Annotated in this window: 19 protein-coding genes and 1 tRNA gene; 13 read left to right on the top strand and 7 right to left on the bottom strand. The window is 72.3% G+C overall.

Translation table 11 applies throughout. From position 1 onward, the window contains the following. The first annotated feature begins 264 nt into the window (after positions 1-264). Both OHT61_RS10585 and OHT61_RS10580 read left to right on the top strand, forming a co-directional pair. Entirely contained in the window at positions 265-498 is a 234-nt protein-coding gene (locus OHT61_RS10585) for a hypothetical protein (RefSeq protein ID WP_329037197.1), read from the top strand. Positions 499-671: 173 nt separating this feature from the next. Continuing rightward, a tRNA-Ala gene (locus OHT61_RS10580) sits at positions 672-744 on the top strand. 72 nt (positions 745-816) lie between these two features. On the opposite strand, the gene OHT61_RS10575 is transcribed toward OHT61_RS10580, so the two are convergent. Together OHT61_RS10575 and OHT61_RS10570 are read right to left on the bottom strand one after the other, a co-directional pair. Beyond that, positions 817-2391 carry an NADH-ubiquinone oxidoreductase-F iron-sulfur binding region domain-containing protein gene (locus OHT61_RS10575; protein WP_329037196.1) on the bottom strand — a complete coding sequence of 525 codons (1575 nt, stop codon included), beginning with the start codon at positions 2389-2391 and terminating at the stop codon, positions 817-819. Then, positions 2388-3629 carry a hypothetical protein gene (locus tag OHT61_RS10570; RefSeq protein WP_329037194.1) on the bottom strand — a complete coding sequence of 414 codons (1242 nt, stop codon included), beginning with the start codon at positions 3627-3629 and terminating at the stop codon, positions 2388-2390. The genes OHT61_RS10575 and OHT61_RS10570 overlap by 4 nt, the downstream gene beginning before the upstream one ends. Before the next feature lie 484 nt (positions 3630-4113). Between OHT61_RS10570 and leuS the strand changes: the two genes are divergently transcribed. The 5 genes from leuS (at position 4114) to OHT61_RS10545 (ending at position 13301) form a co-directional block, all read left to right on the top strand. After that, positions 4114-6987: a leucine--tRNA ligase gene (leuS, locus tag OHT61_RS10565; RefSeq protein ID WP_329037192.1), complete on the top strand. Its 2874-nt coding sequence runs from the start codon at positions 4114-4116 to the stop codon at positions 6985-6987. 282 nt (positions 6988-7269) lie between these two features. Continuing rightward, positions 7270-7962, top strand: a complete 693-nt coding sequence (locus OHT61_RS10560) for a hypothetical protein (protein WP_329037191.1) — start codon at positions 7270-7272, stop codon at positions 7960-7962. Between the two features lie 233 nt (positions 7963-8195). Continuing rightward, the gene (locus tag OHT61_RS10555; protein ID WP_329037189.1) at positions 8196-9041 is read left to right on the top strand and encodes a DegV family protein; all 846 of its coding nucleotides are present in this window, start codon (positions 8196-8198) and stop codon (positions 9039-9041) included. A gap of 1066 nt (positions 9042-10107) precedes the next feature. Continuing rightward, complete coding sequence (locus OHT61_RS32510; RefSeq protein ID WP_443049396.1) at positions 10108-10731, top strand: helix-hairpin-helix domain-containing protein; 624 nt, start codon at positions 10108-10110, stop codon at positions 10729-10731. Beyond that, positions 10728-13301 carry a ComEC/Rec2 family competence protein gene (locus tag OHT61_RS10545; RefSeq protein WP_329037187.1) on the top strand — a complete coding sequence of 858 codons (2574 nt, stop codon included), beginning with the start codon at positions 10728-10730 and terminating at the stop codon, positions 13299-13301. Before OHT61_RS32510 ends, OHT61_RS10545 begins: the two co-directional genes overlap by 4 nt. Positions 13302-13427: 126 nt before the next feature. Here OHT61_RS10545 and OHT61_RS10540 read toward each other — a convergent pair whose 3' ends face one another. After that, entirely contained in the window at positions 13428-13883 is a 456-nt protein-coding gene (locus OHT61_RS10540; RefSeq protein ID WP_329037185.1) for a pyridoxamine 5'-phosphate oxidase family protein, read from the bottom strand. Between the two features lie 100 nt (positions 13884-13983). On the opposite strand from OHT61_RS10540, the gene OHT61_RS10535 reads away from it, so the two are divergent. After that, a complete protein-coding gene (locus OHT61_RS10535; RefSeq protein ID WP_329037183.1) occupies positions 13984-14883 on the top strand; it encodes an arylamine N-acetyltransferase family protein in 900 nt (299 codons plus the stop codon). A 28-nt stretch (positions 14884-14911) separates the two neighbouring features. On the opposite strand, the gene OHT61_RS10530 is transcribed toward OHT61_RS10535, so the two are convergent. Next, positions 14912-15157 (bottom strand): hypothetical protein, encoded by a 246-nt coding sequence (locus tag OHT61_RS10530; protein ID WP_329037181.1) that lies wholly within the window; start codon positions 15155-15157, stop codon positions 14912-14914. An 89-nt stretch (positions 15158-15246) separates the two neighbouring features. Here OHT61_RS10530 and holA point away from each other — a divergent pair, with 89 nt between their 5' ends. Beyond that, positions 15247-16236 (top strand): DNA polymerase III subunit delta, encoded by a 990-nt coding sequence (holA, locus tag OHT61_RS10525; protein WP_329037180.1) that lies wholly within the window; start codon positions 15247-15249, stop codon positions 16234-16236. A gap of 299 nt (positions 16237-16535) precedes the next feature. Here holA and rpsT read toward each other — a convergent pair whose 3' ends face one another. Next, a complete protein-coding gene (gene rpsT, locus OHT61_RS10520; protein ID WP_014156344.1) occupies positions 16536-16802 on the bottom strand; it encodes a 30S ribosomal protein S20 in 267 nt (88 codons plus the stop codon). 215 nt (positions 16803-17017) lie between these two features. Here rpsT and lepA point away from each other — a divergent pair, with 215 nt between their 5' ends. From lepA to hemW, 4 genes are all read left to right on the top strand, one after another. Next, positions 17018-18898, top strand: coding sequence for a translation elongation factor 4 (gene lepA, locus OHT61_RS10515; RefSeq protein WP_329037175.1), 1881 nt, complete (start codon positions 17018-17020; stop codon positions 18896-18898). 312 nt (positions 18899-19210) lie between these two features. Then, positions 19211-21100: an AMP-dependent synthetase/ligase gene (locus OHT61_RS10510; RefSeq protein ID WP_329037173.1), complete on the top strand. Its 1890-nt coding sequence runs from the start codon at positions 19211-19213 to the stop codon at positions 21098-21100. Between the two features lie 161 nt (positions 21101-21261). Further along, on the top strand, positions 21262-23163 hold the full coding sequence (locus tag OHT61_RS10505; protein WP_329037171.1) for an ATP-binding SpoIIE family protein phosphatase: 1902 nt from the start codon (positions 21262-21264) through the stop codon (positions 23161-23163). Between the two features lie 58 nt (positions 23164-23221). Continuing rightward, positions 23222-24454, top strand: a complete 1233-nt coding sequence (gene hemW, locus OHT61_RS10500; protein WP_329037169.1) for a radical SAM family heme chaperone HemW — start codon at positions 23222-23224, stop codon at positions 24452-24454. Positions 24455-24501: 47 nt separating this feature from the next. Here the strand turns inward: hemW and OHT61_RS10495 are convergent, their stop codons facing one another. Both OHT61_RS10495 and OHT61_RS10490 read right to left on the bottom strand, forming a co-directional pair. Then, positions 24502-25320 (bottom strand): DUF3097 domain-containing protein, encoded by an 819-nt coding sequence (locus OHT61_RS10495; RefSeq protein WP_329037168.1) that lies wholly within the window; start codon positions 25318-25320, stop codon positions 24502-24504. Positions 25321-25367: 47 nt separating this feature from the next. Beyond that, entirely contained in the window at positions 25368-26093 is a 726-nt protein-coding gene (locus OHT61_RS10490) for an MBL fold metallo-hydrolase (RefSeq protein ID WP_329037167.1), read from the bottom strand. Between the last annotated feature and the right edge of the window lie 16 nt (positions 26094-26109).

The raw sequence follows: 26109 nt of genomic DNA, 5'->3' as shown, positions 1-26109 counted from the left end.
CGCGGTGCCGTTCCTTCAGGCCAAAGGCGGATGACGGGGTCGTCTTCGGGCTGACCCCCTTGCGGGGCCATGGCAGAATCGGAGCGCCGGAGGGGGCGACGGACCGATCGGGAGGGAGCGCGATGCCTGCGAGCCGCGTACGGGTCCCCGACCTGCCGCTTGCCCTCACCGCGACCCATGGCTGCACCGCCGACGGCGGATTCGCCGTCCCGCGGAAGAACTCCTTCGCGTGCACGGCCTGCGGCCACAGTCGGAGCTGACCGAATGGGTGCACACAGGCGGAAGTGCGACTGGTGCGGCAGCGGCACGCCCATCGTCAGGGACATGGACCCCGTCAACGCGGATTTCCAGTACTGGTGCGAAGAGTGCGCGCGGGCGCTGATCATAAAAGGCGACGCCATCGAGACGTACCGCGAGCTCGAAGGGGAGCCCATCTACGGCCGGCTCCTGGAGGAGCACTGCACGCTCAAGCGGTTCTACTCCTTCGCGACCGCCTGAGGGGGCCGCCGGAGCCGGACGGACCGCGCTCAGGGCCGTCGGAGCCGGACGGACCGCGCTCCGGGCCGTCGGCCGCCGGTCGGGTCGGGCCCAGGTGGAAACGATTTTTGATGGGCCGGGGGGACCGTGTAATGTTCTCGATGTCGCCAGGGAAACCGGGCGGCAAACAGCGCGGGGCTATAGCTCAGTTGGTAGAGCGCCTGCATGGCATGCAGGAGGTCAGGAGTTCAATTCTCCTTAGCTCCACAGTGAAGAAGCGGGTCATCCGGATCGGATGACCCGCTTCTCTTCGTTGGGCCCACCTCCCGTGCGGGCGGGTCAGCCCCGGCCGCTGCCCAGTGCCTTGCGCTGTGCGCTGGGCAGGGCGGGGCGTTCCGCGGGGGCCTGTTCGATACGCAGGGCCAGCGCAGGGCAGCGGCGTACCGCTCGCTGGGCGCGGCCCCGCAGGTGCATCGGAACGGCGGCGTCCGCGAGCGCGGGGTAGCCGTCGGGTCCCAGTCTGATCAGCTCGGGGACGATGTCCGCGCAGAGTCCGTGGCCCTGGCAGAGCGTCCAGTCCACGGCGAGCTTCTCCCCGCTCGGGATGGACTCCTCCAGGTCCTCGTATCCGGCGGCGGGCAGCGGCAGCACGCCGAGCGTCTCGCGTCCGCAGCCGCCGTCCAGAACATGTGCGGCGAGGTCGTCCGTGAAGGCGGAGAGGGTGGACGACAGGAAGCGCGCCGAGCCGTCCGGGTGCTTGCAGGCCCCGCGGCCCTTCACGGCCTGGGTCACCTCGCGCAGCGCCTCCAGGGCCGCCGGCCCGCCGCCGTTCAGCACGTCCGAGAGGCCCCCCGCCGCCGCCGGCAGTCCCAGCTTGCAGGGACCGCACTGGCCGGCCGTCTCGGCGGCGAGCCAGTTCGCGATGCGCAGGGACTCGCCGATCGGGCAGGTGTCGGGGCCGATCGGCAGGATGGCCCCGGCGCCCAGTGCGCCTCCCGCCGCCGCCAGCGAGGCCCTGGAGACCACGGCGTCGTGCGAGGCGATCGCGTCGATCCAGTTGCCGTGATAGCCGCCGGTGAGGACCCCCTGAGGCAGGGGCGGGGCTCCCGCGAGCTGCAGGACGTACCGCAGGGGCACCCCGGTGGGCACCTCGATCACCATCGGGGTCGCCACGGCTCCGGAGACGGTGAGCAGGACCGTGCCCGGTTCGTCGTGCAGACCCGTGTGCCCGTAGCGGCGGGAACCGATGCGCGCGGCGACCGCGAGCTGGGCGTACGTCTCCGCATTCGACAGCAGCGTCGGCGCGCCGGCTACGCCCGACTCGGCCGCGCGCTCGCGGCGCCCCGGGGGCAGGGCGGGACCGCCGTTCACGGCCCGGATGACGGCGGACGCCTCCCCGGAGACCATGCGCTCGGGGGTACGCACCACGCGTGCCCGCAGGTGCTGCCCGCGCTTGTCGGACAGGCCGCGCTCGGCCAGGGCGGACCGGACGGATATCTCCGTGGAGTTGCGCGTGACGGCCACGACGAGCGTGCGGGCGCCGAGCGCCTCGGCGGCGAGCAGCGCGCCGTCCAGGATGAGGTGCGGAGCCCGGTTGAGCAGCACGGTGTCCTTGCGGCATGCGGGTTCGCCCTCACTGCCGTTGATCACGACGACGGGCCTCACTCCGCGCCGTATGGACGCCTTGGCCACCGCGCGGAGCTTCTTCCCGAACGGGAATCCCGCGCCGCCCCGGCCGCGCAGGGAGATGGCCTCGGCGAGCTCGGCGAGCCGCTCGCCCGTCATCGGTTCGAGCGGGCCGTGCACCTTCAGGTGCATGGCGAGATCCAGGCGTTCCACCAGGTCGAAGCCGGTGGTCAGCTGGGGGAGGCCGACGACGCGGACCTCGGGCACATCGGGGAGGGGGACGTTCAAGGTCGTTCTCCTGCGGGTGCGTGCCAGGGTGCCCCGGGCGGGGGCGGGTAGAGCGGCCCGGGCAGCTGCTCGGTCTCCTGGTCGGATGCGGTGGTCGGACGGACGGTCTGCGCGGGCGTGGGCGCCTGCGCCGGGGGAGCGGGAGAGGGAGCGGGCCAGCGTGCGTCCGTCGCCTGCTGCGAGGCGGCGGAGGCCCGGGAGACCGCCCGGTAGGCCGCCGATATGCCCGGCCGCGTTCCGGTCGACGTCTCCGGTGCCGGTCCGGACCGGTCGGAGACGCGGGGCGGCGCCTCGTACGGGCCTTCGTAGGACGGGGCCTCGTACCGTGGCTGCTCGTACGGCGGCTGCGCGTAGGAGGTCTGTGTGAACGGCGCCTCCTCGTAGGCCCTCCCGTACCCGTACCCGGGTGCGTCGGGCGGCGCAGCCAGGGTCCGGGGGCGGACCGGGGTGCCGCGTACGCCGCGGTCGTCGTCGTCCCCCCAGCCGGGGGCCTCCGGCGGCAGGCCCCGGCGGGGCTGCGGAGGTGCGTTCTCCGCGCCGGGGAGCGGCGAGGAGCGGACGACCGGGTCGGACGCCGACGGGGGAGCCGCCGAACCGATCAGATCGGTGACCAGCTCGACGATCAGCCTCTTCGCCGGGCCGGGGAGCAGCCGCAGGCAGAGTGCGGCCGCCACGGCGAGCAGGCAGAGCATGTACATCACGACGACCCAGGTCGCCGGCTGCCGGCCCGCGTACAGACCGTGCACCAGGGCGGAGCACCAGGCCGGGTAGGCCAGAGCGTGCAGCGCGCGCCAGCGGCCGGCGATCTTGCCGGGGGTCGCGAACGCGCTGCGCATGGCGCCGGTGGCGGCGGCGACGATCATCAGCAGACCGGCCAGTGAGCCGAAGCCGATCAGACCGGCGGTGCCGCCGACACCCGTGCCGAAGGGTATGAGGGCGGCCAGCAGACCGACGTGCCCGAGAGCGACCTTCACGGTGCCGTGCAGCAGGAGGAAGCCGAGCGAGGTGACGGCGGCGGCCCGGTGGATGCCCTGGCAGACGAGCCGCTGGCGGGTCGAGAGGAACAGCCGGTCGGTGGCCAGCAGGCCCCATGCGACGGCTGCGGTGAGCGACACCAGCGTGAGCACGCCGGTGGTGAAGTCGAACGCGGTGCGCATGCCGTCGCTCCCGGCGACGGCGAGCAGCGGAATGAGGACCAGCGCCGCGACGGTCAGTCCGCCCTGTGTCTGGCGGCTCATACCTGGACTCGGACTCATGGAGGGGGACGAGCGGATCCTGCGATGAGGCTTCATGGGGGCGACTCCGAATGGTTCGGCAAAGCGGTCCCGTTGCCGCATGCTAGGTCGCCGCATACTGGCCGGTACGAGGTTTGAAGTGTTGCCCCGATAGGGGGCAGTACGCGGAGTAACCCCCGGACTGTGTAGGTCCTGCGGAGGGTTCGTGCCCATCGGGTGCCCGGGATGGGCAGTCGGGGCGGGTCCCGGGCACGGCGTGCGGCGGACAACTGCCGGGCCGGGCTCCGGGCCCGTGCGGTACCCTGACGCCATGCGTGCCGTATGCCTTCTGCTCAGCGAGCCGCGCTGACCACTCCCGACCGGTGAGAACGCCTGGTCGGACTCAGCGCGGCGTCCCCTCCTGTGCGAGGGGATTTTTCGTTTCCGTAGACGTGTGTCCGTAGACGGTGGGCGCCGGCAGATGACGATCGATGGAGCTTTGAGGATCATGAGCGAGACGAATTCCGCAGCCGAGGTGGCCGCGCCGCACCGCTACACGGCAGCTATGGCCGCCGACATCGAGGCACGCTGGCAGGACTTCTGGGACGCCGAGGGCACATACGAGGCGCCCAACCCGAGCGGTGACCTGGCGGACGGCTCCGGACTGGCGGCGAAGCCGAAGCGCTTCATCATGGACATGTTCCCGTACCCCTCGGGTGCCGGTCTGCACGTCGGGCACCCGCTGGGCTACATCGCCACCGACGTCTACGCCCGCCACCAGCGGATGACCGGGCACAACGTCCTGCACACCCTCGGCTTCGACGCGTTCGGTCTGCCGGCCGAGCAGTACGCCGTACAGACGGGCACCCACCCGCGCGCCTCCACCGAGGCCAACATGGAGAACATGAAGGTCCAGCTGCGACGGCTGGGCCTGGGCCACGACAAGCGCCGCTCCTTCGCGACGATCGACGCGGAGTACTACAAGTGGACCCAGTGGATCTTCCTGCAGATCTTCAACTCCTGGTACGACACCGAGGCCGACCGGGCCCGCCCGATCGCCGACCTGGTCGCCCAGTTCGAGAGCGGTGAGCGCGCGCTGCCGGACGGCCGCGCATGGAGTGGGCTGAGCGCCGCCGAGCGCGCCGACGTCCTGGGGCAGTACCGCCTGGCGTACGCCTCGGACGCGCCCGTCAACTGGTCGCCGGGTCTGGGCACCGTGCTGGCCAACGAAGAGGTGACGGCCGACGGCCGCTCCGAGCGGGGCAACTTCCCGGTCTTCAAGGCGAAGCTGCGCCAGTGGAACATGCGGATCACCGCCTACGCCGACCGGCTGCTGAACGACCTGGACGGGCTGGACTGGCCCGAGGCCATCAAGCTGCAGCAGCGCAACTGGATCGGACGGTCCGAGGGCGCCCGCGTCGACTTCCCCGTCGACGGTGCCGGCGACATCACCGTCTTCACCACCCGGCAGGACACCCTGTTCGGTGCCACCTACATGGTGCTGGCGCCGGAGCACGAGCTGGTCGAGCGGATCATCCCCGCCGCCTGGCCCGAGGGGACGCACCCGGTGTGGACCGGCGGCCACGCCAGCCCGGCCGAGGCGGTCACCGCCTACCGCAAGCAGGCCGCGGCCAAGTCCGACGTGGAGCGCCAGGCGGAGGCCAAGGACAAGACCGGTGTCTTCACCGGGACGTACGCGACCAACCCCGTCAGTGGCGACAAGGTGCCGGTCTTCATCGCCGACTACGTCCTGATGGGCTACGGCACCGGCGCGATCATGGCCGTCCCGGCGCACGACGCGCGCGACTTCGCCTTCGCGCGCGCCTTCGAGCTGCCGATGCGCTGCGTCGTCGAGCCCTCGGACGGCCGCGGACTGGACCCCTCCACGTGGGAGGACGCGTTCTCCTCCTACGAGGCGAAACTGGTCAACTCCGCCAACGGTGAGATCTCGCTCGACGGCCTGGGCGTCGTCGACGCCAAGGCGAAGATCACCGAATGGCTGCGGACGCACGGAGTCGGCGAGGGCACCGTCAACTTCCGGCTGCGCGACTGGCTGTTCAGCCGCCAGCGCTACTGGGGCGAGCCCTTCCCGATCGTCTACGACGAGGAGGGCATCGCCCACCCGCTGCCCGAGTCGATGCTGCCGCTGGAACTGCCCGAGGTCGAGGACTACTCGCCGCGCACCTTCGACCCGGAGGACGCCGACACCCAGCCCGAGACCCCGCTGTCCCGCAACGCCGACTGGGTCAACGTCACGCTGGACCTGGGCGACGGCTCCGGCCCGCGCCGGTACCGCCGCGAGACCAACACCATGCCCAACTGGGCCGGTTCCTGCTGGTACGAGCTGCGCTACCTGGACCCGAACAACGACCAGCGGCTGGTCGACCCCGCGATCGAGCAGTACTGGATGGGACCGCGGGACGGCCTGCCGACCGGCGGTGTCGACCTGTACGTCGGCGGCGCCGAGCACGCCGTGCTGCACCTGCTGTACGCCCGGTTCTGGTCGAAGGTCCTGCACGACCTGGGGCACATCTCGTCGGCCGAGCCGTTCCACAAGCTGTACAACCAGGGCATGATCCAGGCCTTCGTCTACCGGGACAGCCGCGGCATCGCGGTCCCGGCCGCCGAGGTCGAGGAGCGTCACGGGGCGTACTTCCACGGCGACGAGAAGGTCAGCCGCGTCCTGGGCAAGATGGGCAAGTCGCTGAAGAACGCGGTGACGCCCGACGAGATCTGCGGGGAGTACGGCGCCGACACCCTGCGCCTGTACGAGATGGCCATGGGACCCCTGGACGTCTCGCGTCCCTGGGACACCCGGGCCGTCGTCGGCCAGTACAGGCTGCTGCAGCGACTGTGGCGCAACATCGTCGACGAGGAGACCGGTGAGGTCACCGTCGTCGATGCCGAGCCCGGCGAAGAGACGCTGCGGGCCCTGCACAAGGCCATCGACGGCGTCGGCCACGACATGGCGGGGATGCGCTTCAACACCGCGATCGCCAAGGTCACCGAGCTGAACAACCACCTGACGAAGTCGGGTGGCCCGCTGTCGCGGTCGGTCGCCGAGCGACTGGTGCTGCTGGTGGCGCCGCTGGCGCCCCACGTGGCCGAGGAGCTGTGGCGCCGGCTGGGCCACACCGAGTCCGTCGTGCACCAGGACTTCCCGGTCGCCGACCCCGCGTACGTCACCGACGAGACCGTCACCTGTGTGGTGCAGGTCAAGGGCAAGGTCAGGGCGCGCCTGGAGGTCTCCCCGTCGATCACGGACGAGGAGCTGGAGGCGCTGGCCCTGGCCGACGAGAACGTCGTGACCGCTCTGGGCGGGGCCGGTATCCGCAAGGTGATCGTCCGGGCGCCCAAGCTGGTCAACATCGTCCCCGCATAGGGACGTCCTCGGGCCGCTCCGTGTGATTGCGGGGCGGCCCGCGGTGTGAGGGGTGAGCCGCTCGGTGACGGGTGGGCGGGAACGCGTCCGGGCGGTCAGGGTCGCACCGTTCTTCCGCTCCACGGCCGGGGCCCTCCCCCGCGACCAGGGATTTTCCGGCCGCCAGGGCTTTCCCCTACGGGCAGGTTGGGGGTTCCTCCGGAACCCTCGGGCTGCCCGTTCCGTTTACCGTGGAGGGGCGGGCCGCACACCGGCAGCCGAGCCGACAACCGAGGGGCGTCCATGGAAGCCGTGATCCTGATCCTGACGTTGCTGTTCGTCGCGTTCATGGCGCTCGGTGTGTACGCCGGCGTGAAGGCGGTGCGTGCCGCCAAGCGGGGGGTCGACCGGACGATCACGCAGGCGCGCCGCTCGGTCGAGGACACCGCGCTGCGGGCGAAGAGCTACGGGCAGCCGGGGGTGCCCGGCGAACTCGCCCAGTTGAGGCTCGCCCTGCGGACGTCGATGCGAGCCACGCAGGAGGCGCTGAACGCCGGAGCGGCCGAGGACGCCTCCCTCGCGGAGTCGCTGAACCTGTTCCACCGGCTGAGTGCCCATGGGCGCGAGCTCGACCACGACCTCAAGCGTCTGGAACGCGAGCCGGACCGGGCGACCGTGGCCTCCCTGCTCCCCGCGCTCAAGGAGCGCACCGAGCGCATCACGCACTCGGCGGAATCGCTGCGCTGGGCGGCGCGTGACCGGGCCCGGCAGTTCGCCGACGACGACCTGGCCGCACTGAACGCGCAGATCGACGTGGAGGCCGGCGCCCTGCGGCACTGGACCACCGAGGAACCGCAGACACACGGCGGTGACGCGGCAGGGCACCACTGGACCGCACCGGCGGACGAGCCGTCACCGCAGGCGATCACCTCCCCGGATCCGCGCTCGGGTGGCTACCCGTGGCAGAAGTCGGCCAAGCCCGAGACGACGAACTGAACCAGCCGGCAGCCGATGCCCACAGCCGGGTGGGGCGGCCCGCCGCGCGGTCGGGGCCCGCTGAGGGCGCGTTCGGAGCCGGCGGCCCACGGGCGGCGCAGGTGGCGACGTGCTTTCGGGGTCGTCAACGCGTGTCGGAGTGCGATCGATGAATGTTTGCAGGGCGAGCGGAAAAGATCAGCAGGTCGGTCCCGGGCTGCCGCGCCCCCGCCCTGGAAGGTAATCTCCGGCTCATGTCCCGCCATGTCGCTATCGTCACCGATTCAACGGCCTACTTGCCACGCAGGACGATGGAACGGCACGGCATCACCGCGGTGCCGCTGACCGTGGTCCTGGGTGATCAAGCGCTGGAGGAGGGCACGGAGATCTCGGCCCGGTCGCTGGCTCTGGCCCTGCAGAAACGCCACTCCGTGACCACGTCGCGGCCCAGCCCGGAAGTGTTCGCCGCGACGTACCGCGCCGTGGCGGCCGCGGGTGCCACTGACGTCATCTCCCTCCACCTGTCGGCCGAGCTCTCCGGAACGTACGACGCCGCGCTGCTCGCGGCGAAGGACGCACCCGTGCCCGTGCGCGTCGTGGATACCGGCATGGTGGCCATGGCCCTGGGCTTCTGCGCACTCGCCGCCGCTGAGGCCGCGGAGGCGGGGGGCGGTCCGGAGGAGGCGGTCTCCGCAGCCGAGAAGCGGGCCGCTGACACGTCCGCCTACTTCTACGTCGACACGCTGGACTACCTGCGCCGGGGCGGACGTATAGGCGCCGCTCAGGCGCTGCTCGGATCCGCCCTCGCGGTCAAGCCGCTGCTCCGGCTGGACGGTGGCCGCATCGAACTGCTGGAGAAGGTGCGAACCGCGTCCAGGGCGATCGCCCGGCTCGAGGAGATCGTGGCGCAGCAGGCGGGCTCGGGCGCGGTGGACATCGCCGTGCACCATCTGGCCGCGCCGGAAGGAGCCGAGCGACTGGCGGAGCGACTGCGGGCCCGTGTACCCGGACTCGCCGAGCTGTACGTCAGCGAAGTCGGCGCGGTCATCGGAGCGCACACCGGGCCCGGACTGCTGGGCGCGGTCGTGTCTCCGCGCTGATTTTCCTCCCTGTGGGTGGCGAAGATATCCACAACTGGTGAGTTATCCACCGGATATGGGGCGCCTCGGCGCATTCCGGCAGAAGTGTCTAGCGTCGTACGGCATGAGCTACCGATCACTTCCGACGGCCGGATTTCTGGCGCCCCACCTCTCGGCGTCGGGCTGTCCGACGCCCGACCTCGCCACGCCCTACCTCTCCACGCCTGGTCTTCCTGCGCCCGGCCTCTCCGCGCCCGGCCTCTCCGCGCCCGGCCTCTCCACGCCTGGTCTTCCTGCGCCCGGCCTCTCCGCGCCCGGCCTCTCCGCGCCCGGCCTCTCGCCGTCCGGTCTTCCGGTATCCGGACCGCTCGCGGCCTCGCAGCAGCACTTCGGCGACGCCGCGCGCATCGCTCCGGACCGGGCCGGAGAGGTGCGCCCGCATTCGCCTCAGCACGCGGGCGCGAACACGCATCGAGCCGGCCGGCGTCCGGTGCGCGGGAGCGGCCCGGCGGGCCGCTCCCGGCACGGATCCGGTGTCCGCCCGGGCGGCGCGGCAGGCACTTCGCCGGGCGCCGCCTACGGAGCCCGGCACGCGAGGCGGCGTCTCGCGCGCGGGTTCGACGCCGAGGCCGCGGCAGCCTCACGGCTCAGGGCGGACGCGCTGATGGCGGGCGGGCGCCCGGTGCCGACGAACGTGGGAGCCTCCGTGCCGACGAATGCGGGAGCGAGCGGGGCCGGCGCGCCATCCGCCCCACCCGGGCGGGCACGCGCGGCACCGTCCTGGGTTGTGGACCGGGGCATGACGGCCACGTCCGCCGGGAGCCCTCCTGCGCCCGCCGTGCGACCGGGCCCTGGCACCACCGCCGCGGCTCCGCCTGTGGCCGAGGGCCTGCCCCCCTTGATGCCCGAGCCGGCCGGGCTGTCCGCTCCTGCCGTTGCGGGCTCGCTCCGGCCATCGGACGGAGAAGTGCCCCTGACCCCCGCAACGCGGGCCCGGTGGTGGCGGGAGGCAGGCCCGGCGCTCCGGGACCGCCTTCCTCTGTGGTTACAGCTCCGATGCGGACTGGAACCGCGTGCGCTCGCGGCGGTGGCGGTCGTGCTGGCCGGTGCGGTGATCCTCGCGGCGACCCACTTCTGGTCCGCGCGGCCCGAAACCGTCCGTGCTCCCGACCGGGTGGCGGAGGCGGCAGCCGTCCAGGCGGGCATGCCGGGTGTTTCCGGGCCCGGCGTGCCCTCTCCGCTGACAGCCGGTTCGCCGGCCGGCCCGACTCCGGGCGGACGCATCGTCGTCGACGTGAGCGGAAAGGTGCGCCGCCCAGGGATCCAGCACCTGCCGGCCGGCTCCCGGGTCGCGGACGCACTGCGGGCCGCGGGGGGCGTGCGTGAGGGTGCGGATGTCACGGGACTGAACCGAGCGCGTGTACTGACGGACGGCGAGCAGGTCGCCGTCGGCGTGCCCGCCGCCCAGCCTCCACCGGGCGGAAGCACCGGGGCCGGACCCGGGCGCACCGGACCGGTGACCCCGCTGAGCCTCGGCGCGGCCACCGTCGAACAACTCGAGACCCTGCCCGGGGTCGGACCCGTCCTCGCGCAGCACATCATCGACTACCGGACCGAACACGGCGGTTACCGATCCGTCGACGAACTCCGCGAGGTGAACGGAATCGGCGACCGCCGGTTCGCGGACCTTCGGTCACTGGTCACACCGTGAACAGCGCCGATCTGCACAGGGATTCAGGATCTCGGCTGGGAGCCGCGGACCCTCAGCAGGAAGCTCCGGTGGATCTCCGGCTGGTGCCTCCCGCGCTGGCGGTGTGGGGGGCGGCAGCGCTGGCTCTGGGTGTGCCCGGCCGCTGGGCTGCGGTGGGAGCCGTACTCTGCGGCTGCGCGGGCCTGGGCATCCTCACCCTGTTCCGGAGCGCAGGAGGCCGTGCCGAGGGGTCGCCTGTGCGGGTGAGTCCGTGGTGGACGGGGCGTTCCGGCGCACCGCTGTCGACAACAGGCCCCGAGGGGCGGGTGCGCCTGGCCGTACCGCGCGCCACCGCCGTGGCCGGGGTGCTCCTGTGCGCTGCCGCGGGCGCGGCGGCGGGAGGGCTGCACGCGGCGGATTCCCGCAGCGGGCCCGTCCCGGGCCTCGCGCAGGCGTATGCGAGGGTCGAGGCCGACCTGACCCTGACGTCCGACCCGCGGCCGACCCGGCCCCGCGTCCAGGGCGATCACAGCACGCCCGTGTCTCTGCTCATCGACGCCGAGGTCACCCGGCTGACGGCTCCCGACGGACGGGTCACCGCGCTCCGTACCCCGGTCCTGGTCATGGTCGCCCCCGGTGACGCGGTCGCGCACTGGAGGCGGTTGCTGCCCTCGACCCGGCTCCGCATCAGCGGGCGCCTCGCACCGCCGCGTCACGAGGGCGAGCGCATCGCAGCCGTCCTCGGCACCGACGCGGACGGGCCACCGAGGACGAGCGCCGGCCCGACCTTCCTCCAACGGGGCGCGGGACGACTGCGCTCCGGCCTCCGGGAGGCCACGGACGGGCTCGGTTCCGACGCGCGTGCGCTGCTGCCGGGGCTGGTGGTCGGAGATACCTCCCGTGTCCCACCCGACCTGCACGACGCCTTCAAAGCCACCGACCTCACCCATCTCCTCGCGGTCTCAGGTGCCAACCTCTCCGTGCTCCTGTTCCTCCTCATCGGACCACCGGGTACGGCGCTGCGCAGCGAACGCCGTGGGCTGGCACCCAGGCTGGGCATCACGCTGCGCATGACGGCCGTCATCGGCGGAATCATCGCCCTCGCCTTCGTGATCGTCTGCCGCCCCGAACCGAGCGTCCTGCGTGCGGCGGCGTGCGGTCTGATCACCCTCCTCGCGATCGGGACGGGCCGGCGCAGATCGCTGATCCCCGCACTTGCCGCGGCCGTGCTGCTCCTGGTGCTGTACGACCCGTGGCTGTCCCGCAGTTACGGCTTCCTGCTCTCCGTGCTCGCCACCGGTGCGCTGCTCACGCTGGCCCCGCGGTGGAGCGGTGCGCTGCAACGACGCGGGGTCCCGGCCCGGCCGGCCGAGATGCTGGCGGCCGCCGGAGCCGCCCAAGCGGTCTGCGCTCCCGTGGTCGTGGTACTCGCCTCACGGGTCAGCCTGGTGGCGATCCCGTGCAATCTGCTGGCCGAGCTCGCGGTGGCGCCCGCGACGGTACTCGGTTTCGCCGCCCTCGCGGTGGCTCCTGTGTGGATGCCGGCGGCCGTGGGGCTGGCCACGGTGGCGAGCTGGCCGGTCAGCTGGATCGCGTACGTGGCCCGTACGGGGGCGAACCTGCCGGGGGCGGAGGCCGACTGGCCCGGTGGCTGGCGCGGTGCCGCCCTCCTGGCCGCTCTCACCGTGGTGCTGCTGCTCTCCGCCCACCGTCTGGCCCGCCACCCGTGGCTCTGCTCGGCTGCCGCGGTCCTCCTGGTGCTGGCGGTATGGAGACCGGTGCCGCTGACCCGGCTCATCACGGGATGGCCACCTCCAGGCTGGTCCTTCGCCCTGTGCGACGTCGGGCAGGGCGACGCCATGGTGCTCGCCACGGGGGAGGGGGCGGGGATGGTCGTGGACGCGGGCCCCGAACCGCGCCTTGTCGACGGGTGCCTGCGCGACCTGGGCATCACCCGTGTTCCCCTCCTGCTCCTGACACATTTCCACGCCGACCACGTACGCGGGCTGCCGGGCGTGCTGCGGGGCCGCGAGGTGGGCGTGATCCAGACGACGGTGCTCGACGAACCACCCGAGCAGGCCGCCTTCGTGAAGCGGACGGCAGCGGCGGCCCGCATTCCGCTGATCCGGGCCGCCCCGGGTGAGCGACGCCGGGCAGGCCCGGTCGACTGGCAGGTGCTGTGGCCGGCGACGGGCGGGCAGGGTCCGCTCCCTTCCCGGATGACCGGGGAGCCGAACGATTCCAGTGTGACGCTCCTGGTCAGATCGGCAGGACTGACCCTGCTGCTGCTCGGGGATCTCGAACCCCCCTCGCAGCAGGGGGTGTTGCGGGCCTTCCCCGTGCTGCCGCGCGTGGACGTGCTCAAGGTCGCGCACCACGGCTCCGCACACCAGGACCCCACCCTGCTGCGCAGCGCCCGCCCACGGCTCGCCCTCATCAGCTGTGGCGCGGACAACCCGTACGGGCATCCGGCCGCCCGTACGCTCGACGCGCTCGAAGCGGCGGGTGCGGAGATCCTTCGGACCGACAGGGACGGTGCGATCGCGGTCACGGGAAGCGGTGAGGAACTTTCCGCGGCGGGGCGGTCATGAACGGGAAGCGGGCACCCGTCGGGGTGCGGCAGCCCCCACATGAGGGCGACGGCGTGCGGGGAGCGGCCCGGCAGGGCGATGACGAAGGTGCGGCGAGGCCACGGTGGCCGGGGTGGCGCGTTGGCGTCACACCAGCCAGCTTCCGTCGGTCATCAGGTCGCGCCCCGCGAGCTCGTTCTCCTCCCGCCACGCCTTGATCCCGTGCGGCCTGACGCGCAGGTACACCCAGGCGGGGCGGCCGCGGAGGTCCCACTTGAGCTTCTCGGCGAACGCGTCGCCGGAAGAGGTGGGGAGTTCCGCGCCCTCCACGATCTCGGCCTCGCCATCGATCAGCACCACGTCGCGGGTGTGCCCGAGGGAGAGCCTCACACGGCCTTTGGGCGTCACGTTCACAGCGGTCGGATTGGTGCGCCGGGTGGCGAGCAGCAGCGTGTTCCGGTCCCACACGAACGACAGCGGCACGAGGCAGGGCACACCCTGGGGCGACGCCGTCGCCACCCAGACGTCCTCGTCGTGCTCCAGACGGTGAAGTACGTCCTGCTTGCGCTGTTCCGGGCTGCGGGCCGGTGCCGACTCCGTCATGGCCCACACGCTAGCGACCGGCCGCTGACCTCGCCTCGGCCGACGGACCTAGGTCCACCGGCGCATGGCACCGCCCGGTGTGCGGGGACAGACTTCCGCCATGGACGAATCTGCCGCCATGGACGAATCTGCCAGGACGACCGAAGGACCACCCGGACCTGCCCCCGGCCTCGACGGAGCCCGCGTGGACGCCTACCTGGAGCGCATCGGAGCCGCCCGCCCCTCCCGGGCCGACGCGCCCGCTCTTCGGGAACTGCAGCGCCGCCACCTCATGACCGTGCCCTTCGAGAACCTGTCCATCCATCTGGACCAGGACATCGTCCTGGAGGAAGACGGACTCGTCGACAAGATCGTCACGCAGCGCCGCGGCGGCTTCTGTTACGAACTGAACGGCGCCTTCGCCGTACTGCTGCGCGGCCTCGGCTTCCGGGTCACCCTGCTCCAGGCCCGGGTCTTCGGCGACGGAGGGCGCCTCGGCATCCCGTACGACCACGTCGCGCTGCGGGTGGAGACCGAGGACGGCACGGGACCGTGGCTCGCCGATGTGGGGTTCGGCGACCACGCCGTGGATCCGCTGGCCCTGGACTCCCGTGTGGAACAGGAGGACGCGAGCGGAAGGTTTCGCTTCAGGGAGGCACCGCGAGGGGACCTCGACCTGGTGCGGGACGGCTCCCGGCAGTTCCGCCTCGACCTGCGACCGCGTGCGCTCGCGGACTTCCGGGCGGGTTCCTGGTACCACCGCACCTCGCCCGAGTCCCACTTCACCCGGTCCCTCGTCTGCTCACGGCTGACCGAGGACGGGCGGGTGACACTCCGCGGCCGGACCCTCGTGTCGACCGTGCGCGGGAACCGCTCCACGGAGGAGTTGGCGACCGACGCGGACGTACTCCGTGCGTACCGCGATCGGTTTGGGGTGGTGCTGGACCAGGTGCCCGAAGTGCGTTCCCAAGTGCGTTCCCCAGGGCGTTCCGAAGGGCCGGCGGGGACCCGGGGGGCGTGAGCCGCGCGGCTCGGCCGGACGCCGCGGGCTACGGCGTCTCCAGCCAGCCCTCGTACTCCGCGGCGAAGGCGTCGAGGGCCGCGGAGTCCAGCCGTTCCGCGGGGTCCTCGACGACCACCAGCCACTGGGCGTCCTCGGCGTCGTCCTCCCCTGCCAGCGCGTCCCGGACGATCTGGGGCTCCTCGGCGACCCGGAACCGGTCGGGCAACTCCTCGGCGACCGCCTCGGCCGAATCCCGGTCGGGCAGTACCAGTACGTGTCTCACATCGCTCACCCGGCCATTCTCCGGCACGGACCCGGCGGCTCCGCCCGCGGGCGGCCGTCCGGCGTCGCTGTCGGTGGAGCGTGGGATGCTGGAGCGCGATGGCCACCAGACACAGTTCCACCGACGACCCGCTCGCTCCCGTCACGCTCGCCGTGGGCCAGGAGGACCTGCTCCTGGACCGCGCCGTCCGCCACGTGGTGGCGGCGGCGCGCGCCTCGGACGCCGACACGGACGTCCGCGATCTCACTCCGGACCAGTTGCAGCCGGGCACGCTCGCCGAGCTGACCAGTCCGTCGCTCTTCGCCGAGCGCAAGGTGGTGATCGTGCGCGATTCCCAGGACCTCTCCGCCGACACCGTCAAGGACGTCAAGGCGTACATGGGCGCCCCTGCCGAAGAGATCACCCTCGTGCTCCTGCACGCGGGCGGAGCCAAGGGCAAGGGGCTGCTGGACGCGGCGCGGAAAGCCGGCGCGCGCGAGGTGGCGTGCCCCAAGACGACGAAGCCGGCCGAGCGGCTGTCCTTCGTCCGTGCGGAGTTCCGTGCGCTCGGCCGCTCCGCGACGCCCGAAGCGTGCCAGGCGCTGGTGGACTCCATCGGCAGCGACCTGCGGGAGCTCGCGAGCGCCGCCTCACAGCTCGTCGCGGACGTCGAGGGGACCATCGACGAGGCCGTCGTCGGCCGCTACTACACGGGCCGAGCGGAGGCCTCCTCCTTCACCGTCGCCGACCGGGCGGTCGAGGGCCGGGCCGCGGAGGCACTGGAGGCGCTGCGCTGGTCGTTGTCGACCGGTGTCGCCCCCGTCCTGATCACGAGCGCCCTCGCTCAGGGCGTCCGGGCGATCGGCAAGCTCTCCTCCGCCCGTGGCGGGCGGCCGGCGGATCTCGCCCGTGAGCTCGGAATGCCGCCGTGGAAGATCGACCGGGTACGTCAGCAGATGCGCGGATGGACTCCGGACGGGGTCGCCGCAGCACTGATCGCGGTCGCGGCTGCCGACGCGGGCGTCAAGGGCGGGGGCGACGACCCCGAGTACGCCTTGGAGAAGGCCGTGGTGGCCGTCGCCCGCGCGGCACGCTCCGGCGGCCGCTGAGCCCCGCCGCCCAGCCCCAGCACGCGCGCCCAGTCGCCGCCCAGCCCAGCACGCGCGCTCAGCCGTGCTCCTTCTTCGAGTCCCGGCCTGCGGCGTACCACCCGCCCCCGCGCAGCACCCCCGCCCCACGCACGAAGGCCCCGGCCGTCGTCCTGGGGAGGACTTCGGCCGGGGCCTTCGGTCAAAGCGAGGTGCGCCGCACCCGCGTGGCGAACGCAGGTTCGGTGTGCGGCGCGGGGTGCCGGTCAGGAGCGGGAGAGAGGGCCCGCTGAGTCCGTTCCGGCGATCACATCAGTAGCTCAGCCCTGGAGGGCGGCAACCTTGAGCGCCAGCGCCGACTTCTTGTTGGCGGCGGCGTTCTTGTGGATGACACCCTTCGAGACAGCCTTGTCGAGCTGGCGCGACGCGTCACGGACGGCCACAGTGGCCTTCTCGACGTCACCGGCAGCGGCAGCCTCACGGGCCTTGCGGATCGAGGTCTTGAGCGAGGACTTGACGGCCTTGTTGCGCAGGCGCGCCTTCTCGTTCGTCTTGTTCCGCTTGATCTGGGACTTGATGTTCGCCACGAAAGAGCCTTTTCAGGTTCGTTGGATCTTCTATGTGCGCCACGCCGCTTCTGAGGGCCACGAGGCACAGCTGCCCACGGTAGCAGCCACCCTCGGACCGGCCCAAACCGGTCCCGGTCCCGCAGGCGTGGGACCATGGTGGCTACGTATCGATCCGTCCGACCCGACATCGACCCGAGACACGGCGTCCGACGTCTCAAGAATCAGGACCCTGCGTGCCCGCGACTCCTACCAACGTGCCCGAGCCGAGCCGTACCGACCCGGCGCTGATCCGCAACTTCTGCATCATCGCGCACATCGACCACGGCAAGTCGACGCTTGCCGACCGGATGCTCCAGCTGACCGGAGTGGTCGATCAGCGGCAGATGCGTGCTCAGTACCTCGACCGGATGGACATCGAGCGCGAGCGCGGCATCACCATCAAGTCCCAGGCGGTCCGTCTGCCGTGGGCGCCCACCGAGGGCGAGGGCAAGGGCAAGGGCCCGACCCACATCCTCAACATGATCGACACCCCGGGGCACGTGGACTTCACGTACGAGGTCTCCCGTTCGCTGGCCGCCTGCGAGGGCACGGTCCTGCTGGTCGACGCCGCCCAGGGCATCGAGGCCCAGACGCTCGCCAACCTCTACCTGGCGATGGAGAACGACCTCACCATCGTCCCGGTGCTCAACAAGATCGACCTGCCGGCCGCCCAGCCGGAGAAGTTCTCAGAGGAGCTGGCCAACCTCATCGGCTGCCAGCCCGAGGACGTGCTGAAGGTCTCCGCGAAGACCGGTGTCGGAGTGGACGCGCTGCTCGACCGCGTGGTCAGGGACGTCCCCGCCCCCGTCGGCATGGCGGACGAGGCGGCCCGGGCGATGATCTTCGACTCGGTCTACGACCCCTACCGCGGAGTCGTCACCTACGTCAGGGTCGTCGACGGCCAGCTCAACAAGCGCGAGCGCATCAGGATGATGTCGACCGGCGCCACCCACGAGCTGCTGGAGATCGGTGTCTCCTCCCCGGAGATGACCCCGTCCGACGGTCTCGGCGTCGGCGAGGTCGGCTACATCATCACCGGTGTGAAGGACGTCCGGCAGTCCAAGGTCGGTGACACCATCACCTCCCTGAACAACGGGGCGACCGAGGCGCTGGGCGGCTACAAGGACCCCAAGCCGATGGTGTTCTCGGGCCTGTACCCGCTGGACGGCTCGGACTACCCGGACCTGCGTGAGGCCCTGGACAAGCTCCAGCTCAACGACGCCGCCCTGGTGTACGAGCCGGAGACCTCCGCCGCGCTCGGCTTCGGCTTCCGCGTGGGCTTCCTGGGCCTGCTGCACCTGGACGTGGTCCGTGAGCGCCTGGAGCGCGAGTTCGGCCTGGAGCTCATCGCCACCGCCCCCAACGTGGTCTACCGCGTCGAGATGGAGGACGGTTCGGAGCACATCGTCACCAACCCGAGCGAGTTCCCCGAGGGCAAGATCGACAAGGTGCACGAGCCGGTCGTGAGGGCCACGGTCCTCGCGCCCAGCGAGTTCATCGGCGCGATCATGGAGCTCTGCCAGAACCGGCGCGGCACGCTCCTCGGCATGGACTACCTCTCGGAGGACCGGGTCGAGATCCGCTACACCCTGCCGCTCGCCGAGATCGTCTTCGACTTCTTCGACCAGCTGAAGTCCAAGACCCGCGGTTACGCCTCCCTGGACTACGAGCCCACCGGCGAGCAGTCCGCCCAGCTGGTCAAGGTCGACATCCTGCTGCACGGCGACAAGGTCGACGCCTTCTCCGCTGTCACGCACAAGGACAAGGCGTACGCCTACGGTGTCCGCCTCGTGGCCAAGCTGCAGAAGCTCATCCCCCGGCAGAACTTCGAGGTGCCGATCCAGGCCGCCATCGGCTCCCGGGTCATCGCCCGCGAGACCGTCCGCGCGATCCGCAAGGACGTCCTCGCCAAGTGCTACGGCGGTGACATCTCCCGTAAGCGGAAGCTGCTGGAGAAGCAGAAGGAAGGCAAGAAGCGGATGAAGATGGTCGGCAACGTGGAGGTGCCGCAGGACGCGTTCATCTCCGTGCTGTCGACCGACGAGTCGGCGGGCGAGGGCAAGGCCAAGAAGTAACGCCCGCCTCTCCCGGCCCTGGGGTGACAGGGAGCGCGCCCCGGCCGACACCGGGGCGCGACGACCTGGAAGTACCCGGGAGTAGCCCAACTGGCCCCTGTGCCGCGGACGTCCGCGGCACAGGGGCCCGGTTCGTTATCAAGCGGCGGCCTGTTGCCCCTTACGCCGCGGTCCCGTGCGCTCTACTCTGATCACCACCCGTTAGTTACTCGCCAGTTAAACAAGCAGGCCGAGCGGGAACGAGAAGCAGGAATACCAGCAGCAGCCCCCGAAAAGACCGGTCGTAGCAATGCCGCAGGCCCGGAGGACGTCGTGAGCGACACACAGACCCTGATCGACAGCCGGCCGCCCTCCGTGGCGTCCCTCTTCATCGACCGCGTGGCGGCCACCCCGCAGGGGGAGGCCTACCGCTACCCGGTGCCCGCCGCCTCGGGCGAGGGCCCGGACGACTGGAAGTCGCTGACCTGGGCGCAGGCCGCCGAGCGGGTCCACGCCATCGCGGCCGGGCTGATCGGGCTCGGCGTCCTGCCGGAGGAGCGGGTCGCGCTGGCGTCCTCCACCCGCGTCGAGTGGATCCTCGCGGACCTCGGCGTGATGTGCGCGGGCGCGGCCACGACGACGATCTACCCGTCCACGAACACCGAGGAGTCCGCCTTCATCCTGGCCGACTCCGACAGCCGCGTCCTGATCGCCGAGGACGCCGCCCAGCTCGCGAAGGCCAGGGAGAGCAGGGCAGGGCTGCCCGCTCTCGCCCATGTCGTGGTCATCGACCCGGCGGGCGTCGAGCCCGTCGACGGCGATCCCGAGGGCTGGATCCTCACGCTGGCCGATCTCGAGGCCAGGGGCGCCGAGTACCTGGTGAAGAACCCGGACGCGATCACCGACCGGGTCGCAGCCATCACCCCCGATCAGCTGGCGACCCTCATCTACACCTCGGGCACCACGGGGCGTCCCAAGGGCGTGCGGCTGCCGCACGACAACTGGTCGTACATGGCGAAGGCGACCGTGGCCACCGGTCTGATCACCGCGGACGACGTCCAGTACCTCTGGCTGCCGCTCGCGCACGTCTTCGGCAAGGTCCTGACCTCCGGCCAGATCGAGGTCGGCCACGTCACCGCCGTCGACGGCCGCGTCGACAAGATCATCGAGAACCTGCCGGTCGTCCGGCCGACCTACATGGCGGCCGTGCCCCGCATCTTCGAGAAGGTCTACAACGGGGTCGCGGCCAAGGCGCGGGCCGGCGGCGGCGCGAAGTACAAGATCTTCCAGTGGGCGGCGGGCGTCGCCCGCGAGTACGCGACGGTGTCGCAGGACAACTTCCGGCGCACCGGCAGGGCCTCCGTGCCCTTCGCCCTCGGCGCCAAGCACAAGGTGGCGGACACCCTCGTCTTCGCGAAGCTCCGCGAGGCCTTCGGCGGCCGGCTCCGTGCCTGCGTCTCCGGCTCCGCCGCGCTCGCCCCGGACATCGGTCTCTTCTTCTCCGGCGCCGGGATCCACATCCTGGAGGGCTACGGCCTCACGGAGTCCAGCGCCGCCTCCTTCGTCAACCCCGGCGAGGCGTACCGCACCGGGACCGTCGGCAAGCCGCTCCCCGGCACCGAGGTCCGCATCGCGGACGACGGCGAGATCCTGCTGCGCGGCCCCGGCCTGATGGAGGGCTACCACCGGCTGCCCGAGAAGACCGCCGAGGTGCTGGAGTCCGACGGCTGGTTCCACACCGGTGACATCGGCGAGCTGTCCCAGGACGGCTACCTGCGGATCACCGACCGCAAGAAGGACCTGATCAAGACCTCCGGCGGCAAGTACATCGCCCCCGCGGAGGTCGAGGGACAGTTCAAGGCGGTGTGCCCGTTCGTGTCCAACATCCTGGTGCACGGCGCCGACCGTAACTTCTGCACCGCTCTCATCGCCCTCGACGAGCCGACCATCCTCGGCTGGGCCGAGGAGAACGGCCTGGGCGGCAAGCCGTACGCCGACGTGGTCGCGTCCCCGCAGGCCGTGGAGCTCGTCCAGGGCTACGTGACGCGCCTCAACGAGGGCCTTCAGCGCTGGCAGACCATCAAGCAGTTCCGGCTGCTGCCCCGCGACCTCGACATCGAGCACGGCGAGCTCACCCCCAGCCTCAAGCTGAAGCGGCCGGTCGTCGAGCGCGAGTACCAGGACCTCATCGACGACATGTACGCCGGCTCCCGGGAGAAGTGAGCCCGGTCCGGCGATCGGGAGGGGCCGGTGGACGCGGACGCGTCCACCGGCCCCTCCCCTTTCCCGCCCGACTTCCGTCACTCGGTGCTTATGGGCACGGTCGGTCTGTCACTCTGTCGTAGAACGTCAGCGGTGTTCGCGAGACCGTCAGGAGCCGCACCGTGGGGCCCATTCCCTTGCAGCGGGACATCGTGCACCGTCCCGCGACCGTCGTCGCCGGTCAGGGCGACGACGCGCGTCCGGTCGCGCGCACGAGCCTGCCGGGTATCCCGCAGGCCTCGTCGGCGGCCCGCAGGTTCGTCCGCGCCGCGCTCGCCGACTGGAGCGGGCTCGGCCTGCCGGGCGCGGGCGGGTTCGGCGAGCGGCTCACCGACGACGCGCTGACCGTGGCCAGCGAACTGGTCACCAACGCCGTCGTGCACGCCGGCACGACGGTCGAGCTGCTCATCCGGCTGGAGGACTCGGCCGGACCCGAGCCGCTCGCGCTCGTGCTGGAGATCACCGACCACCATCCCGCACGCTCGGTGCGCGACGGCCGCGCCGAGCGGCCCGATCCGGCCGAGTACGGCCGTGGGCTGCAGTTGGTCGCCACCCTCGCCGAATCCTGGGGCATCACCTACCGCACCGGCCTCAAGACCGTCTGGGCCCGCCTCCTCGGTGACGACCGGTTCGGGCTGCCCGACGCCCCGTCCGCCGCGGAGGCGGGCTCCCGGCCGGTCCCGCGTCCGGCCGGGAGCACCGCCCCCGCCGGCGGGCGGCCGGAGCGCGACGACGCCGGCTGGGCGGGGCGCGGAGGTCCCGCCTTCCTCGCCGAGGCGTCCGGCATGCTCGCGGGCCAGCTCGACGAGGACCTGGTCGCCGCGACGGCGGGCCCGCTCCTGGTGCCCCGGCTCGCGGACTGGTGCGCCATATGGCTGGAGAGCGAGAGCGGCGGCCCCGCCGCCGTGCCCCGCCTCGCCGGCGTCTGGCACAGCGACGAGGCCCGTACGGCGCTGCTGCGGCCCGCGCTGGAGAAGGAACCGCTCCGGCTGCCCGGCAGCGTCGGCACCGGTCCCGTGCCCATGCCCTGGCCCGGCGGTGCCACCGCGGAGCGTGAGAGCGTCACCGGGGCGGCCCTGGCGCACCGCATCATCTCGGGCGGGCGGACCCTCGGCGCGGTGCTCGTGGGACGCGAGGGCGTGGACCACATCCCCGACGAGGTCGTCGCGCTCCTCGCGGACTTCGTGCGCCGGGTCGGCCTCGCCGTGGGCGCCGCGCGCGCCTACACCCGCCAGGCCACCATCAGCCGCATCCTCCAGCGCGGACTGCTGCCCAGCAAGGTCGCGGAGATACCGGGCGTCACCAGTGCCCTGGTCTACGAACCGGGGGACGACGGCGTCGTCGGCGGGGACTTCTACGACCTCTTCCCGTGCCCCGGCGGCCGCTGGTGCTTCGTCCTCGGTGACGTCCAGGGCAGCGGCCCCGAGGCCGCCGTCGTCACCGGGCTGGCCCGCCCCTGGCTCCGCCTGCTCTCCCGGGAGGGCTTCCGCGTCGGCGAGGTCCTCGACCGCCTCAACCGGCTCCTCCTCGACGACGCGATGGAGGCGGCCGAGGCCGCCGCCCTCATGGTCGCGGCGGCGGGCGGCCAGCAGATCCAGGACGGCACCCAGTCCCGCTTCCTGTCCCTGCTGTACGGCGACCTGGTGCCGCTCCCGGACGGCGGCGTGCGCTGCACCGTGGCCAGCGCCGGCCACCCGCTCCCGCTGCTGCTGCGCCCCGACGGATCCGTACGCCCCGCGGCCGAGCCGCAGGTGCTGCTCGGGGTGGTCGAGGACGTGGCGTACGGAAGCCAGACCTTCGACCTGGCACCGGGCGACAGCCTGCTCTGCGTCACGGACGGGGTCACGGAGAGACGCTCCGGGCGGCTGATGTTCGACGACGGCGACGGGCTCGCACGGGTGCTGGCGGACTGCGCGGGGCTCTCCGCCGCCGGGATAGCCGACCGGATCAAGCGGGCCGTCCACACCTTCGCCGAGCGTCCGCCGGACGACGACCTCGCCCTGATGGTGATCCAGGTCGACTGAGACCGGGCCCACAGCCTGGCGTGCCGGGAAGCTCCGGCGGCGAGTGACAATGGACGGTATGCCTTCCGTACTGCCCGATGGTGAGCCCGTGCCCGACGACGGGGCGCTGCCCCGCCACGCCCTGGAAGGCGCAGCCGACCGGCCGCTCGGCTTCTACCTGCACGTGCCCTACTGCGCCACCCGCTGCGGCTACTGCGACTTCAACACGTACACCGCGACCGAACTGCGGGGCTCCGGCGGCGCCCTCGCCTCCCGGGACAACTACGCGGCCCATCTGGTCGAGGAGGTCCGCCAGGCGCGCAAGGTGCTCGGCGACGACCCCCGGCCGGTCCGCACGGTCTTCGTGGGCGGCGGCACCCCGACGCTGCTGCCCGCCGCCGACCTCGTCAGGATGCTCGCGGCGATCCGCGAGGAGTTCGGGCTGGCCGAGGACGCCGAGATCACCACGGAGGCCAACCCGGAGTCCGTGGACCCGGCCTACCTGGTGGCCCTGCGCGAGGGCGGCTTCAACCGTGTGTCCTTCGGCATGCAGAGCGCCCGGCAGCACGTCCTGAAGATCCTGGACCGCACGCACACACCCGGCAGGCCCGAGGCCTGCGTCGCCGAGGCGCGTGAAGCCGGTTTCGAGCACGTCAACCTCGACCTGATCTACGGCACCCCCGGTGAGTCCGAGGACGACTGGCGGGCCTCCCTCGACGCGGCGATCGGCGCCGGGCCCGACCACGTGTCGGCGTACGCGCTGATCGTGGAGGAGGGCACCCAGCTGGCGCGCCGCATCCGCCGGGGCGAGGTGCCGATGACGGACGACGACGTCCACGCCGACCGCTACCTGATCGCGGACGAGGCGATGGCGGCGGCCGGTTTCTCCTGGTACGAGGTGTCGAACTGGGCCCGGACCCCCGAGGGCCGATGCCTGCACAATGAGCTGTACTGGCGCGGCGCCGACTGGTGGGGCGCCGGGCCCGGGGCGCACAGCCACGTCGGCGGCGTGCGCTGGTGGAACGTCAAGCACCCCGGGGCGTACGCGCAGGCCATCGCGGAGGGCCGGTCGCCCGGCGCGGGCCGCGAGGTCCTGGGCGACGAGGACCGCCGGGTGGAGCGCATCCTGCTGGAACTGCGGCTCGTCGAGGGCTGCCCGCTGTCGCTGCTGGCCCCCGCGGGCCTCGCGGCAGCCGGCCGCGCCGTCGCGGACGGCCTGCTGGAGCCCGGACCGTACGCCGAGGGCCGCGCGGTCCTGACGCTGCGGGGCCGCCTGCTGGCCGACGCGGTGGTGCGGGACCTGGTGGACTGAGGGCCCGGTCCGCGCCGCCGCTCGCGGCGCGGACGGGCCCGCGCGGGTCAGCCGGGCAGGGTGACGAAGTCGATCAGTTCCTCGACCCGGCCCAGCAGCTGCGGTTCGAGGTCCTTGTAGGAGCCGACCCGGGACAGGATGTGCTGCCAGGCCGCGCCCGTGTTCGCGGGCCAGCCCAGCGCACGGCACACGCCCGTCTTCCAGTCCTGGCCCCGCGGGACCACCGGCCAGCCGGGGATGCCGACGGACGACGGCTTCACGGCCTCCCAGACGTCGATGTACGGGTGTCCCACCACGAGCACGTTCGCGTCCGTGACCTGGGCGGCGATCCGGGACTCCTTGGAGCCCGGCACGAGATGGTCGACCAGCACGCCCAGCCTCGCGTCGGGGCCCGGCGCGAACTCGCGCACGATCGCGGGCAGGTCGTCGACGCCCTCCAGGTACTCCACCACCACGCCCTCGATGCGCAGGTCGTCGCCCCAGACCCGCTCGACCAGCTCCGCGTCGTGACGCCCCTCCACATAGATGCGCCCGGCCCGCGCCACCCGTGCCCGCGCGCCGGGGACGGCCACCGAACCCGACGCCGTGCGGGACGGGCGTGCCGGACCGCCCGCCGAGGGGCGTACGAGGGTGACCACCCGGCCCTCCAGCAGGAAGCCGCGCTGCACCATCGGGAACACCCGGTGCTTGCCGAAGCGGTCCTCCAGCGTGACCGTCGGCCCCTCGGCCGTCTTCTCGCACCGGATCACCGCCCCGCAGAAACCGGTCACGGCCTCCTCGACGACGAGATCGGGCTCGGCGGGGACCTCGGGGGCGGGGGAGGACCTCTTCCACGGCGGGGTCAGGTCCGGCTGGTAGCTGCGCATGGCACGACGATAAGCGGGCGCCCTCTCCCCTAGGAGCGGGCGCCCGTTCACGACACGCCGAACCGGGCGGCCAGCCGGTCGCGCTGGCCCCGCACGAACGCGGCGTCCACCACCGCCCCGTGCCCCGGCACGTACAGCGCGTCCTCGCCGCCCAGCTCCAGCAGCCGGTCCAGCGCCGCCGGCCAGTGCGAGGGCACCGCGTCCCGGCCGGCCTGCGGCTCGCCGGACTCCTCGACCAGATCCCCGCACAGCACCACGACCGGCGAGCCCGGCACCAGCACCGCGAGATCGTGCCCGGTGTGGCCGGGCCCCACGTTGGCCAGCAGCACCTGGAGACCGCCGCCGAGGTCCAGCGTCCACTCGCCGCTGACCTGATGCCGGGGAGCCACCAGCGCGTCCGCGGCCGCCGTGGCGTCCCGCTCGTCCATCCCGTGCCGCACCGCGTCCGCGCGCAGCCCGTCGGCGCCGCTCCGCCCCAGCAGCTCCGCCGTGCCCACGGCGCCGTAGACCTCCGCACCGGCGAAGGCGGCGGTCCCCAGGACATGGTCGAAGTGGGGATGGCTCAGTGCGATATGCGTCACCCTCCGGCCCAGCAGGGCCTGTGCCTGCGCCCGCACCTCCGCCCCCTCGCGGAGTGACGAACCGGTGTCGTGGAGCAGAACGGAGTCCGCCCCCGCCACCAGCGTGACGGTCGCGTCCCAGACGGGGAGGCGCCGCCGCCCGATACCGTTGCCCAACCGCTCCCAGCCGAACTCTTCCCAAGAGGCGTCCATACGACGACGCTATCGG

This window comes from Streptomyces sp. NBC_00178 (assembly GCF_036206005.1).
GTDB lineage: Bacteria > Actinomycetota > Actinomycetes > Streptomycetales > Streptomycetaceae > Streptomyces.
The sequence above is the reverse complement of the archived record's forward strand: the minus strand, read 5'-3'. Positions and strand labels throughout refer to the sequence as shown.